Origin of the sequence: Methanosarcina sp. UBA5, from assembly GCF_002505485.1 — an archaeon.
Classification (GTDB): Archaea; Halobacteriota; Methanosarcinia; order Methanosarcinales; family Methanosarcinaceae; genus Methanosarcina.
On sequence record NZ_DAVG01000045.1, the window covers coordinates 1 to 14649 of the forward strand.

The window sequence follows — 14649 nt, forward strand, 5'->3', positions numbered from 1 at the left end:
GCATCAAACTGTTCCTGGGTAATGCTATCCCTGACAAAGTTACTACCATACAGGATACGCTGAGCCGAGGTCTCTTTCATAGATTTCCCAGAAAGGGAAATGGACATTGTGTCCACAAAATCGTAGGTATCCTTTGAAAGGCTTTTTGGCAGAAAATCATACACCGCTCTGTCTGAGAGATCTATGCCAAATGAGGAGAGGGTAAAGGCTTTAGTGAGGGTCTGAGAGAGTATAAGCCTGTCTTTTCTTGGAAGTACGTCAAAAGTAACAAAATCTTTTAGATTGGAAGGAACTTTGACAAAAGAGTTTTCAGTCCGAACGTAGTAATGCCCATAGTCCTCGAATACAGGTAGAAAATCAAAGTAGTTATCCATCAGCCTCTTCAGAGGTCCTTCAATCAGATGGGTAATCGCGTGTACTCCTGTATCTACCTGATAGCCCTCTACCATGTAGCTATTGCAGTTCCCACCCAAGTGCTGCCTTTTTTCAAGAACAAGAACTTTTTTTCCATGTTTGGAAAGTGTTAGAGCCGCTAGAAGTCCGCTTATGCCTGCCCCGATAACAATTACATCATATTTTTTCATTTCCAAAACGACCTATATTTTTTCGGTAAGTCAAGTTTTCAGCCAGTGTAACTGTTGTAGTTGTTATTACTCAAAACTTGCTTATAATTTTAGAATTTTCCTTTTGAATTTTAACTTTGTGGAGATCCTTCAGTTAACGAAGATTTGTCAAGAGGCACAGATAAGATCTAAATGAATCTCTGAGAATACCAAGCACTATTTCTATTTGTTATTACTATTTGTAAGAAAAGTGTTAAATATAAGTTCCACCTTGATTAAAATGTCTACAGACAGACAAGTTCCTCCTGCTAAAGCAGCATCCGGATTTTTCCGTTTTCCGTTCCACCAGAAGGGGATAACAGGTGTGAACACATAGCGGTTTCCGGAAACTTTTGTTAGGATCCGGTACAGGGATGCAGGGGCGGAAATATTTTTTTGTCGGTCAGATTTTTCGCTTTTCCGGGCACCCTATCCGGCTATTTTTATTTCCTTATTCGCTGAAGCAAACTCATTTTTTAATTAACGCTGTAAACTCCAGTTACAACTTTTTAACCTCTCATACCTTCTAAAAACGAATATAAGTGCAAAAATTAAAATAGTAACAGAAAGTAAGGATTTGTGACTCTTATGGATTTGGCGCATGAAGTATATCTCATAGCTGGAGGTTTGTCTTTCCTTATACTCCTCCTACTGCTTTTGAATTTTTATAAAAGCAGGCTTATTTCATATTCTCTCAGGCTTTGCAGCTGGATCTGCGGGATGGCAATCAGTTCGGACAGTCCCTGGGTCAAAATGCTTGTGCTTCATCTTGTGTTTTTCATTCGACTTCTCATGTATCTTGCTATCGTTTCTCTCGAGCAGGTCGATAAGTTAACTGCCAGAGGACTTTTGGAACATTATATATCAGGCACCAGAATTGTCCTTTCTGAGTATATACTTTCTTTCCTTCATTATCCGAAAGCTATTGAAGGGCATATTCACGGCCTTGATGCTGAGCCCGTAAACCGAAAAGATCAATATTTGAGGAAGAATTCTTTAAGAAAATAAGTCTTCAAGAACAAAAATTCTTTAAGAATACAAACTTTTCAAGAAAATTAATTCTTTAAACATTTTCTTTTCTTTTTAGAATCTATTTTATTTTTTATTTCTTAACTTCTCTTGTTATAAACTCCAACTGAGCTACACATTACTGGAATACTATAGGCTGCTTATTTTTGTCAATTTAGCATGTCTCTTGACTTCCTCGGACAGCTTCTGAACATCATTTCTTTTTTCCGGATATTTTTCTATAATAACAACGCACCGGAAAATTCCGACTTCTTTATTCTGCAATTTTGAAGCCTTAAATTCTAATTAATGACCTTTTCCAGGTAAATGGTAACGTTGTACGTTTTATATAGCTAGAGGGTATATTTGTCCGAATAAATTAAGGCTCAATGACCCTTATGCCGGGAAGTTTCAGGTAGTGAGTTCCCTTACTTTTAGAGTTTGGAGGAATGCGGAAATGAATATAACATTAATTGGCATGGCAGGAGCGGGAAAAAGTACTATAGGGAGAGCACTTGCTAAGCGCCTTGGCTATACTTTTATCGATGTGGATAACCTGATAAGGGAAAATACCAGAATGCCCCTCCAGACCCTGATTGATGAACAAGGAGATTCGGCTTTTATTAGGCTTGAAGAAGAAGCCATTCTCAGGCTCGGACAAGTGGACAGGAGCGTTATTTCCCCTGGCGGGAGTGTAGTTTACTCCGAAAAAGCCATGACGCATTTAAAAACAATCTCAAAAATAATCTTTCTGGACACCGCTTTTAGAAGCATTGCCAGAAGGCTTCCCAATGCAAGAAAAAGGGGCATAGTAGGACTCAGGGATAGAAGCCTGAAAGAACTTTTTGAAGAAAGGATGATCCTTTACCAAAAATATGCCGATTTTTCAATAAAGCTCAAAGGAAGAGAAAATATTCCGGAAATTGCTGAAAAGATCATTGAGATCTGTTTTGAGGAGAATACCTGAGATTATAACTCAAATAGGCTTTTAAGGTTTCCAGTCTGTTTTGGCATAATTGCTCTTTATTGGTCGGGCATTTTTGATTTGTTTATTATTAAATTTTCTCCCAGAGTATACAACTTTAAGAACGGCTTCCTTTAGGGACATTTTCTTCTAAGAAAAGTTTTCTTTAAGAATGGCTCCCTTTAAGAATAGTTTCCTTTGAAAACGGTCAGGTTTATGAATTATTTTACTTTAAGGATAGTTTGCTTTAAAATGATCTACAGAAGTGATTTGTTTTATAAATAGCCTGTTAGAATGACTTACTTTAAAACAGTAGTTTAATTTATTAGCAATCAGGTCTTCAATCTGAGCAAAATCTCTTAGTTTATAACATTTGAGCATCGGCCCGCAGGAAAAAAGGTCCGAGCAGCAGGAGACATAAAATGGCATCAAGTCGTTTCATCATTACAGTTATAGGCAGCGACCGGGTAGGAATTGTTGCCAGGATCACTACTGTGATGGCAAATTTCAATGTAAATATCGTCGATATTACTCAGACTATCATGCAGGGTATCTTTACCATGATTATGCTTGCAGAAGCTCCACTGGAGAATTTTGACCTTGCGGCTTTCCAGGAGGCTATGAGTGCCGAGGGAAAAAGCCTTGGAGTTGAGGTCAAGGTACAGCACGAAGACGCATTCCGCTTCATGCACAGGATCTGATCTGAGGATGATCTGGAAAATTAATCTGTCTGAAATGAGAGGTAATTTTTCATGCATATAAACCCGAATGAAATCCTGGAAACAATCCAGATGGTTAGGATGGAACATCTCGATATCAGAACCGTAACAATGGGTATCAGCCTGAGAGACTGCAGCCATCCTGATATTGAAGTTTTCAACGAGAATATTTATGAAAAGATAACCACTCGTGCAAAAGAACTTGTGCGTACAACGAATGATATCCAGAACCTCTACGGAATTCCGATAATCAATAAGCGAATCTCAGTAACTCCAATAGCTGTGGCAGCCGAAAGTTGCAGGTCTCCTGATTTCGTTTCCGTTGCAAAAACGATGGACGAAGCTGCAAAAGATGCACAGGTAGACTTTATAGGAGGTTTCAGTGCCCTTGTCCACAAAGGCGCAACTGTCGGGGATCTGAAGCTTATCAATTCCATTCCCGAAGCCCTTAAAAGCACGGAAAAGGTTTGCTCGTCGGTAAATGTTGCAACCACAAAAACCGGAATTAATATGGATGCAGTTGGCTTGATGGGCGGCATCATTAAAAAGACTGCGAATTTAACGGCAGATAGGGACGGGATAGGCTGTGCCAAACTTGTCATCTTTGCAAACGCCCCTGAAGATAATCCCTTTATGGCAGGAGCCTTTCACGGAATCGGTGAACCCGAGTGCGTTATCAACGTTGGGGTCAGCGGGCCAGGCGTTGTGAATGCTGCAATCTGCGAGCTTGAAAACCCGAGTCTTACGGAAATTTCGGAGGCGATCAAAAAGACAGCCTTTAAAATAACCCGCATGGGAGAAATGGTGGGCCGGGAAGTTTCACGTAGGCTTGGAGTCGAATTCGGGATTCTTGACCTTTCCCTGGCTCCGACGCCTGAAATCGGAGACAGTGTTGCTGCGATTCTGGAGGCAATGGGGCTTGAGCGCTGTGGGGCTCACGGAACGACTGCAGCCCTTGCTCTTCTGAACGATGCCGTAAAAAAAGGTGGTGCAATGGCTTCTTCCTCGGTAGGCGGCTTGAGCGGGGCTTTTATCCCTGTCAGTGAGGACGCAGGCATGATCGAAGCGGTTAGGGCCGGAGCCCTCAGCCTGGAAAAACTTGAAGCTATGACAAGCGTTTGCTCGGTGGGCCTTGACATGATCGCAGTTCCTGGTGATACTCCTGCTTCCACCCTTTCGGCTATTATCGCTGACGAGATGGCTATAGGAGTAATAAATAGAAAAACGACGGCAGTCAGAATTATCCCAGCTCCTGGAAAGGCGGTTGGAGATTCCGTAGAATTCGGCGGCTTGCTTGGAAATGCCCCTATTATGCCAGTAAGCAATTTCAGTTCCGAGGCTTTCGTAAAGCGGGGGGGGAGAATCCCAGCTCCTATCCAGTCACTTACAAACTGAAGGGGGGACCAAGCCGGTAAATCCGGCAACTAATTTTTTGTTTTTCGGAAGCGAGTCGACACGTCATCAGGTATTTTTCAATATAAGATTACTGGTTTTTGTCATGGAATAATATTTTACGGAATAATTTTTTGAAACTTTTTCGGCTTATAATTTTTTTGTCCGGAAATAATATTTGCTTGCAAGCAATTTTTTGTATAATTAATTTAAAATAATTTACGTTACTCGTATATTCTGGAGTAAGGGGACAAACTGGGGTAATAATTGAATAAACGATTCTCCTGAGACCGCTGATCCTTCTCTTCGAATGAACGTGTTTGGGGAAGCATGATATTTTCGAAGAGGCTGTATTGGGGGATGCAGTAAATGGATTCAGCGCCTCTGGACTTCTGACTTCTGCTTGTTGTCCTTTTGATTTGTTATTCTTTTGATGAAAGTCCTTCGATGAAAGTCCTTCGTTTTCATATGACGGAATTTTCCTGTACTACTAACACACTACTACTAACACACTACTACTAACACACTACTACTAACACTAACACACTACTAAGATATCTAAGATGTCACTAAAATTCATTGTAACGCTTAGATTCCATCAAGATCCGTATACCGTTAATTGTTGTCAACTAGCTGTTGTAATTGTTGTCAACTGGCTGTTGTAGATCAGGAGGTTGAGACATCGATGAATAGCACTGGAAAGTTATTGAGAAAATGCGAGGGAATTCAAGAATGTACAAGAATGTAAGGTGCAAAGGCCCCGAGTTCCGGCTGAAAGCCGGTTCTTGGACCTTAAGGAGGGATAGAAATGAGTAGAACTGCACCGAGAACGTATATCACATCCGGGCACAGCGCCTGTCCGGGCTGCTGTGATGTTTTTGCTGCAAAATTTACACTCATGGGAGCAGGTCCAGACAGCATTGTTGTTAACCCGACTGGCTGCCTGGAAGTTACAAGTACGCCTTTTCCATTGTCTTCGTGGCAGGTTCCGTGGATTCACTCTCTCTTTGAAAATGGAGCTGCAGTGGCTTCTGGTATCGACGCTGGTTTAAAAGCTCTTGGCAAAAAGAAAGATACTAAGATTATAGTTATTGCAGGCGACGGTGCTACGATGGATATAGGCTTTGGGGCTATTTCAGGTGCTTTTGAGCGGGGCCACGACTTTACATATGTCTGTATGGACAACGAAGCCTATATGAACACCGGAGTCCAGCGCAGCAGTGGAACGCCCTATGATGCAAGCACAACGACCACTCCTGCCGGAAAATTCTCTTTTGGAAATCCCTTTCCCAAAAAAAATATGCCTGCAATCATGGCAGCCCACGGCTCTCCGTATGTAGCCACTACCTCTATAGGTTTCCCAAGAGACATGATGCGTAAGGTCAAGAAAGCCACCGAATTCGTGGGCCCGACCTACATCCATGCCCATGCTCCGTGTACAACAGGCTGGGGCTTTGATACCTCAAAGACCCTGGAGATTGCAAAACTTGCAGTCGAAACCTGCCTCTGGCCCATGTATGAAATGGAAAATGGGGAAATTACCCAGGTCAGGAAAGTTAAGGATCCCAGGCCGGTCGAAGAATATCTGAGAATCCAGAAAAGGTTCAAACACCTCTTTACCATGGAAGGCGGTGAAGAAGAAATAAAGAAGATTCAGGCCATGGCGGACTGGAATATAAAACATTTCGGGCTTCAGTGAAAACGGGCTTCAGTGAAAAATGAAGTTCTGGTAAATAAAGTTCTGGTATCCTGAATTTTTATTTAGAATCCGCCCAGAGCGCCCTCATCATTTCCCTTATTGCTTCTATCTTTTTTATATTAGCTTCATCGTTTATCATATCAAACTCATTAAAGGATTCAAGGGCTACCTTAGCTGCAATTGAGGCATCGTTCAGATACCTGTTTCCTGCATTGCTTACAATGGTCTGGAGGGCAGAGGCTGCCTGGATAACTACATTTTCCATGTTTTCTTCTCCAGCGTTTTTCCCAACTTCTTCAATAGAGCTTGCGATACTTCTTACCGTGTCCTGGAGGTTTTCCTGCATGGCTGCGGCAGCCATCTCCTGAAGCATAAGCTCTACTCCCACTGCAGCCTCTTCAAGGCTCTTCTGAGCCGTAAGTTTTCCGACATATCCAAGACACGAAATGCATATTGCCGTATTTTCCGAAAGATCGGGAAACTTCATCCTGGCAACCGATTTTCCGATTTCTCCAAGCCCGATAACAACTGCTATGGTTTCTCTTTCCTTATTAAGGAGAGCTAACGTATTCCCGCTTTTACCCAGCACTGAAGCCGCTAGCCTGGCCACCATTTCCATCTGCTGTTCGGCAGCCGTTTTTCCTATAGCTCCAAATGAGAGTAAGACTCGGACAGTCGTGTTCTGCATATTCTGCTCCATGGAGCGTTGCAGCAGCTTTTCAAGAGCGCGAATAGCATTGACTGCAGCATTCTCCATTCTCTGGAGAGTAGCAGCCTTTCCGATTTCTTTTATTGAAACTACCATTTTTTCAGCTTCTGGCTCCTTTCTCTCATTTAGATAGCATGTGCCGATTTCGGTCAGAAAATTAAGGGCCTTGTTTACTCCTTCGTCAAACCCCTCACTAATGGAATTAAATCCCAAATCTACCATTTTGTCTTCTTCCTTTGAAAACATGGCATAAGACTCCTTTTCGACGGCTACTACTTTTATGAGAGACTCGCAAGAAGAGTTTCAGTACACATTTTTCTCAAAAATTCTTTTATTCTCGTCAATCCCTGACCCGCCTTATTTTTCTCACTTATTTTCCACATACCCCTGATTTATGTTTTCCCTGATTCAAATATTTTCAGTTAATTGGTGAGCTTTCAGACGGATTGATAAGTCATTAAAATGATAAACTCATTAGATTAGATTGATAGATTCTCTAGACTAAGCTGACAAACTAGTTGGATTAAATTGTTAAACTAGTTAGATAATTGTTAAACTGGTAAGACTAAGTCGCTAAATTGGGTAGACTAAATTAATAAACCTAGCTAGAGTAAATTGATAAACTCAATAGAAAAGGATATTATTTCTTCTTATTAGGCATCCGCCAATTCGCATATTCACAGGCTATAAAACATGCATTAAGAGGGCGATTTATCTGATGCAGGAAAGGAAAATTCAGTCTCAACAATCCCGGCACCAGACAGAGAATGACTCGTTCAGGTGTGAGCTTATAAGCTTTGATGAAGTCTTGAGACTCTCCAGAACTCTTGCCCGAAAAATCAAAGCTTCCGGTTATATGCCTGACCTGATTGTCGCCATAGGGAGAGGAGGCTATGTGCCTGGAAGACTGGTTTCCGATTTTTTAATCTTCAATGACCTTACCTCAATGAAGATTGAACACTACTCAAGAGCTGCGGACATGCGGGAAGAAGCAAGGATAAAATTTCCTATTCCTGTGGATATAACAGGAAAAAAAGTTTTGATTGTCGATGATATAACCGATACTGGTGAGACGCTTAATCTTGCAGTGGGCTACGCTCTAAGTCTTAATCCGGCAAGTGTGAGGACTGCAGTTCTCCAGCATAAAGTCTGCTCGGGTTTCACGCCTGATTTTTATGCCCAGAAGATTCTCAAATGGCGCTGGATCATTTACCCCTGGGCCAGGTATGAGGATCTGGCTGGATTTACAGAAAAAATTATCCAGAACGGAGCCCTCGACATCTCTCAAATCAAAGTCGAATTTAAGCACAGGTATGGGCTGAATCTCAAAGAGACTGAAATTCTAGAAATCCTGGACGACCTGACTGAAAGGGGTGAGCTTGAGAGCACAGAACAGGATAAAAGAAAGTTATGGAGCATTAAGCGATAAACACTTATCAGGAAAAGCGGTGAAGGTAGCTTTATCCCCTACCCGACGGACAGGGTTTCGCGACCTTCTACACTCCTAAATGTCAACAGTATTAAATTCTCTATTATGATGATACAACGAATATCTTTCATTTTTAGATCTTTAAAATCTCCAGATCGAGACTCAGTGATACTATTATTGCAATAATTGAAAGCGCTGAAATGATCAGGTAATTTGCACGTTCTTTTGATACCGAAAGACTGCACAGCAGATATTCCAATCCTTCAAGGTCTTTATCCGAAAGTTTCTGCCTATTCCTGACTTTTTCCAGCAGATCCAGGTTTTTGACAACATCGAACCTTCTTTTTGCAATATGGTATCTGTGTATGAAGAACCAGAGGTAACCCACGACTCCAATATACCAGATTGCTTTTCCCCAGAAAATGCTGTAGTGGTTAGCTATAATTATACTTCTTAGCAGGATGGCGGAAACTAACCCTATATAAAAGTATAAACTGATTACGGGCTTCCCGTATTGATGGGGAACTTCAAATATCGGAGTTTCAGATTTAAGCTCTATCATTTTTTCAATCTTCCCATATTTCAATATATTGTTTATCTGCCTTTTTTTCATAAAGGAAAGCGGTAACCGGTTGACTATATAATAATATATATAGTTTTTTATTATCCACGATAAAGATTATGTTGCATTATTACAAACGATTTAAGTGAATATCTGTTATGCATGTCCAGAAATAAGGTAAAAGACGTAGTCTCTTATAGTGAAAACTAATTTTTTGGTTTTGTAGTAAACTCTCCAAATCAGCTACCAGAGGCTGAAATGTAAAAAATCAAATTGCGTGCGGTTGCACAAGCCTTAAAGATTGTGCATGCTACCGTGACTACTGCTCGTTTTCTCAGAAATAGTCAAATCCTCTTTAGCTAGATTTCCTTAATATGACAACTGAAATTCCAAATGACTGAAATTCCAATTTAGATACATTTTTTAGCGGCTTATTAAATATTGCTTAGGAATCTCAATGGAGCATTCAGAAAGAGTCAGCAGTACAAAAGAAATAAAAAAGCAGATGAGGGTTCTTTTCACTTCTGGCATTAAGAACGAGGTTTCTTAACCCTCCGTGTTTTCATAGTAATAAAAAGGAAAAAGGGAGGAAGGGAAAGAAATTTTGAAATGTTTAAAGCTCCTTACATTACTGTTTCTGTGACCAGTTCCAGATTGCCCTTTGGAAAGACTCTGGATACCCGGACTTTCCAGTCCCCGTCTGAATTCTCGTTGTCGGCCTGAATGAGGTTATAACATTGCTTGGTTTTTCCCCTGGTTTTTGAAGAACAGAAGGTGCCTGCATTTACCACAAGCATGTTATTGAGGTTCCAGACCCAGGGAATGTGGCAGTGCCCACAGAGGACAAGATTCACCTTGCAACGGTTAAGAAGTTCAAGCACATCGCCTGCATCTACAAGCACAGTATTTTCCCTGCCGGCCAGAGGTATAGGAACAAGGTGATGGTGCATGGCAAAAACCTTAAAATTCTCTCCGGAAAAGGCTTCTTTGATCCAGCCATAGTTTTCCCTGCCCAGATGACCTTCATTAAGATCAGGCTGTGAAGAATCAGCTCCTACAACCGTAACATTACCAAAATTCCGCGAAAAATACCGGTCTGTGAAAAGGTCTTCAAAGTGCACGTATCCTGCGTTTTTTGAATCGTGGTTGCCAGGAACAAGAATTTTATCTTTACATTCAATCCTGTCAAGAAACTGTTTTACTCCATCATATTCTACTGAAAACCCATTCTCAGTAAGGTCTCCTGTAATCACAACAAGATCCGGTTCCAGCCGATTTATGCTGTCAACCATAGACTCTGCAATCTCAGGAACAAAATATGCATCTGAATAGTGGATATCTGAAAGGTGTACAATCTGTATAATTTCTTCTTCCTCTTATTTTTTTTAATTTTATAGTATATATTGAATCTCTTATATTCAGAGCACAGGATTTCTGTGCCATTATATATAGGTATCTATAAAATCTACATATTTGAAAATATCTAATTATAATTAATTAAAAAAGGTGTTTACATCTGAAAACATCATTTGTGCACTATAAATATGTACTTAATTATTATTCATGGACAATGCCTATAAAAATTACAAAACCTAAATTACCTGATATGCACACAGCTCACTTCAGCTCATTTTATTCCAGTAGTCAGGCGCGCGGCAGACTTCGTGTAATCCCTTTATCGAAAAACACCAAAATGGGTCTGGCAGGAAGACTACAACTTTTAAAATTAGGCAGCTTGCAAAGGCGTTAATCTACAACGATCGAGATGTTTGATCACGCAACCGTCAGGGGCTTTTCGGTCAAGCTTTTTCGAAAAAGAGTTGTGATCATGCCGATCAAGTCGTTGCTGAGATTTTCGATCAAACCTTTTTTCAAAAGGTTTGCGGGCAACAAATAAATTAATAATGAGTTATGACTATTCACCTACGTTTCAGCTTCATTCTTACATTTTTCATTTAATTTATACTCCAAATCAAGGTGAATTTATGTCATTAGCAAAACTTAGAACACATTATACAGCCGATGTCAAGCCTGAAAAAGTTGACAACGGTCAGAAAATTACTCTGGCAGGATGGGTCCATGAGGTAAGAGACCTCGGAGGGATTTGTTTTGTAGTGCTTCGAGACCGGGAAGGAAAGGCTCAGGTCACCCTTGTAAAGAAGAAAATTGATAAAGATCTGTTTGATACTGCAAGAAGGCTTGTCCGCGAGTCAGTAATTTCAGTAACCGGCTCCGTTAAATTTGAAGAGAAAGCTCCTAACGGATACGAGCTGCTTCCTGAGGAGATCACTGTCCTGAATGTTGCAGATTCTCCATTGCCAATGGATACTACAGGTAAGGTGGAAGCTGAACTGGATACCAGGCTGGATTCGCGGTTCATTGACCTCAGGCGGGCCGAGACAACTGCGGTTTTCAAGATAAGGCATCAGGCTCTCCAGGCTATCAGGGAATACTTTGTGAAAAACGGATTTATCGAAACCGCAACCCCCAAGGTCGTAGCAACTGCAACCGAAGGCGGCACTGCACTTTTCCCGATCACTTACTTTGACAGGGAAGCCTTTTTGAACCAGAGTCCTCAGCTCTTCAAGCAAATCCTTATGAGCGGCGGTTTTGACAGGGTCTTTGAAATCGGCCCCATTTTCAGGGCAGAAGAACACGACACTCGCAGGCACTTAAATGAAGCTACTTCTATCGATGTAGAGGTCAGCTTTGCGGATCATTTCGATGTAATGGAGATTCTCGAAAACCTTGTAGCTTATGCCTACACCCAGGTTATTGAGAAGTGCCAGCCTTCACTTGAAACACTTGGGGTTGAGCTCAAAGTCCCGAAAACTCCTTTCCTTAAGCTCACCTATGACGAAGTAATCGAGATCATAAACTCCCGCTCGGAAGAGAAAATGCACTGGGGAGATGACCTTGGCACGCTCGGAGAGCATATTGTGGGCAATTACGTTTACGAGACAACAGGGGAATCCCACTATTTCATTATTGACTGGCCGACTGAGATTAAACCTTTCTATGCCATGCCTTACGAGGACAGGCCGGAGTTCAGCAAGTCATTTGACATGATGCACCGTACAATGGAACTCTCCTCAGGAGCTCAGCGTATCCATATTCCGGACTTGCTTAAGAGCCGGATAGAATCACAGGGCCTGAACCCTGACGGCTTTGAATTCTACCTTAAAGCTTTCGAATTCGGCATGCCTCCACATGCAGGCTGGGGCATGGGCTGCGAACGTTTTATTATGACCATGCTCGGAACTGAAAATATCAGGGACACAGTACTTTTTCCCAGGGACAGGAGAAGACTTTCTCCCTGAAATCCCTTCTTTTTAGAGTTTAAACGTTTTCAGCTTAAACATTTTCAGCTTAAACGTTTTCAGCTTAAACATTTCCAGTTTAATCTCCAGTTTAGGGATTTCATAACTTTTTCAGTATTAGACCCGGAAGGGAACATAGCATGACAGAAAGAAATATATCTACCGATTCTCCGGAAAAACATGCGGCTGGCATCGCTGCATCCCGAATGGTAGAATCGGGAATGGTTGTGGGGCTTGGAACGGGTTCAACAGTTGCATATACTATAAAAGAACTGGGCAGGCGGGTCAGGGAAGAGGGACTTGAAATCCTGGGTGTTGTTACTTCATACCAGTCCGAAATGCTTGCCATAGAAGCCGGCATCCCTCTGGCTAACCTTGCCCAGCATCCGGAACTGGACATCGCCATTGATGGAGCAGACCAGATAGATTCGAAGCTGTACGCAATCAAAGGCGGGGGAGCTGCCCATACCCGGGAAAAGATAGTATCGGCATCTGCAAGACGCTTTCTGGTAGTAGCCGATGAATCAAAAACGAGCACCCAGCTTGATAAGTCCGTACCGATTGAGGTCCTACCCTTTGCAAAAACTCTTGTGATTAAGAAAATAAAGGAGCTGGGAGGAAAGCCTGAGCTGAGGTTAGCTCTGAAAAAAGATGGGCCCGTGATAACCGACAATGGAAATTTTGTACTTGATGTAGATTTCGGCTTAATAAACGACCCTGTGGGTCTGGCCCTTCAACTATCTTCAATTCCGGGAGTTGTTGAGCATGGAATCTTTTCCAATGTGGATGAACTCTATATCGGAAAAAAAGACGGATCAGTGGAGATAGTCAGAAAGTGAAAGTAATCAGAAAAAATAAATGTTCCACCTTCTAAAATCGGAATATACCCGGTATGTTTTTATAGAAGTATTATCAGTTATTTTCTGATCAAATACTGCTTCATACAAGGCAACTGATGAAATAATATTTTCAGGCTGATCTAGGGCTAAAAGTGACTATAGCCAGGATAACTTCAAATTATCAAGTAAAAAGCTTCGACACATACACTTCATTTTAAGGAGGTTTTGGTTCAGATGGAAAAAGGTGGCCAGCCAATCATAATAGTAGATCCTAGAAAAGAGCAGACAAAGGGAAAAGAAGCACTCAGCATGAATATTGCGGCTGCAAAGGCAGTGGCCAGCATAGTCAAGAGCACACTCGGACCGAGAGGAATGGACAAAATGCTTGTCAATCCTATCGGGGATATCACAATTACAAACGACGGTGCAACCATTTTACACGATATGTCCATCGAGCACCCGGCAGCCAAGATGGTGGCCGAAGTTGCAGAGTCACTTGAAAGCTCGGCCGGTGATGGGACTACAAGTGCTGTCGTATTTACAGGCAGTCTGCTGGAAAAGGCAGAAAGCCTTATTGAGAGTGGAGTTCACCCGACAGTTGTTGTTAAGGGATACAGGCTTGCAGCCGAGAAGGCTGTTGAGGTTCTCGAGAACCTTGCAATCTCAACTGAGGAGAACGAAAAGGAGAAGCTTGTAGAAGTTGCCAGAACTTCTATTACGGGCAAAGCTTCTGAGAAGTACAACCGTTTAATTGCGGAACTCTGTGTGGATGCCGCGCTCGCAATTCGTGAAAGGGGAATAGTTGACCTTAAAGATGTTATTCTTTCAAAAGATGTCGGCGGCAAGATTGAAGATACCGAGTTCGTTGAAGGCATCGTAATAGACAAAGTCGCCCTGGACAAGGAGTTCCCTCTCAGAATTGAGAACCCAGCGATCGCTCTGATCGATGCCCCTATGGAAATCGCCAAGACCACAAACAAAGCAAAACTTCAAATAAATGCGTATGGCGATCTTGAAGGCTTTGTAAAGCAGGAAGAGGCAGCCTTATTCGAAATGGCAGACTATGTAATCAGGGCAGGATCAAACGCGGTTTTCTGTTCCAAAGGTATGGATGACAAGATCGCAGCCTACTTGCAAAACCGGGGAATTTATGCCACCCGCAGGGTTAAGAATGAAGATATGCAGCACCTTGTAGATGCCACAGGCGGCAGACCGATCCGCAATATCAAAGAACTGACCCAGAAAGAGCTCGGGCATGCCGGTCTCCTTGAACAGGACCGGGACGGCGACCAGGGTAAGACCTACCTCAGAGGCTGCAAAGGTGCAAAATCTGTATCCATTGTCCTCAGAGGCGGTACCGAACATATAGTTGACAATCTTGAGCGCGCAATTGACGATGCCCTCAG

13 protein-coding genes are annotated in these 14649 nt (G+C 42.1%); 9 read left to right on the forward strand and 4 right to left on the reverse strand.

Annotated elements, in window-relative coordinates; all coding sequences use genetic code 11:
• A partial coding sequence (locus BP621_RS04220; protein ID WP_292388129.1) for a phytoene desaturase family protein occupies positions 1–584 on the reverse strand: 584 nt, incomplete at its 3' end.
• Between the two features lie 606 nt (positions 585–1190).
• On the opposite strand from BP621_RS04220, the gene BP621_RS04225 reads away from it, so the two are divergent.
• From BP621_RS04225 to BP621_RS04245, 5 genes are all read left to right on the forward strand, one after another.
• Positions 1191–1610, forward strand: coding sequence for a hypothetical protein (locus tag BP621_RS04225; RefSeq protein WP_292388141.1), 420 nt, complete (start codon positions 1191–1193; stop codon positions 1608–1610).
• Positions 1611–2067: 457 nt separating this feature from the next.
• Complete coding sequence (locus BP621_RS04230; RefSeq protein ID WP_292388130.1) at positions 2068–2577, forward strand: shikimate kinase; 510 nt, start codon at positions 2068–2070, stop codon at positions 2575–2577.
• A gap of 419 nt (positions 2578–2996) precedes the next feature.
• Positions 2997–3275, forward strand: coding sequence for an ACT domain-containing protein (locus BP621_RS04235; protein WP_292388131.1), 279 nt, complete (start codon positions 2997–2999; stop codon positions 3273–3275).
• A gap of 51 nt (positions 3276–3326) precedes the next feature.
• On the forward strand, positions 3327–4688 hold the full coding sequence (locus BP621_RS04240; RefSeq protein WP_292388132.1) for a PFL family protein: 1362 nt from the start codon (positions 3327–3329) through the stop codon (positions 4686–4688).
• Between the two features lie 805 nt (positions 4689–5493).
• The gene (locus tag BP621_RS04245; RefSeq protein ID WP_292388133.1) at positions 5494–6384 is read left to right on the forward strand and encodes a thiamine pyrophosphate-dependent enzyme; all 891 of its coding nucleotides are present in this window, start codon (positions 5494–5496) and stop codon (positions 6382–6384) included.
• Between the two features lie 58 nt (positions 6385–6442).
• Here the strand turns inward: BP621_RS04245 and BP621_RS04250 are convergent, their stop codons facing one another.
• The gene (locus BP621_RS04250) at positions 6443–7339 is read right to left on the reverse strand and encodes a hypothetical protein (protein WP_292388134.1); all 897 of its coding nucleotides are present in this window, start codon (positions 7337–7339) and stop codon (positions 6443–6445) included.
• A 472-nt stretch (positions 7340–7811) separates the two neighbouring features.
• Between BP621_RS04250 and BP621_RS04255 the strand changes: the two genes are divergently transcribed.
• The gene (locus BP621_RS04255; protein WP_292388135.1) at positions 7812–8522 is read left to right on the forward strand and encodes a phosphoribosyltransferase; all 711 of its coding nucleotides are present in this window, start codon (positions 7812–7814) and stop codon (positions 8520–8522) included.
• Positions 8523–8655: 133 nt separating this feature from the next.
• Here the strand turns inward: BP621_RS04255 and BP621_RS04260 are convergent, their stop codons facing one another.
• Together BP621_RS04260 and BP621_RS04265 are read right to left on the reverse strand one after the other, a co-directional pair.
• Positions 8656–9084, reverse strand: coding sequence for a hypothetical protein (locus BP621_RS04260; protein WP_292388136.1), 429 nt, complete (start codon positions 9082–9084; stop codon positions 8656–8658).
• Between the two features lie 623 nt (positions 9085–9707).
• Positions 9708–10445, reverse strand: coding sequence for a metallophosphoesterase family protein (locus BP621_RS04265; protein WP_292388142.1), 738 nt, complete (start codon positions 10443–10445; stop codon positions 9708–9710).
• Between the two features lie 624 nt (positions 10446–11069).
• Between BP621_RS04265 and aspS the strand changes: the two genes are divergently transcribed.
• From aspS to thsA, 3 genes are all read left to right on the forward strand, one after another.
• Entirely contained in the window at positions 11070–12404 is a 1335-nt protein-coding gene (gene aspS, locus BP621_RS04270) for an aspartate--tRNA(Asn) ligase (protein ID WP_292388137.1), read from the forward strand.
• A gap of 140 nt (positions 12405–12544) precedes the next feature.
• The gene (rpiA, locus tag BP621_RS04275; RefSeq protein ID WP_292388138.1) at positions 12545–13243 is read left to right on the forward strand and encodes a ribose 5-phosphate isomerase A; all 699 of its coding nucleotides are present in this window, start codon (positions 12545–12547) and stop codon (positions 13241–13243) included.
• A 234-nt stretch (positions 13244–13477) separates the two neighbouring features.
• A partial coding sequence (gene thsA, locus BP621_RS04280) for a thermosome subunit alpha (RefSeq protein WP_292388139.1) occupies positions 13478–14649 on the forward strand: 1172 nt, incomplete at its 3' end.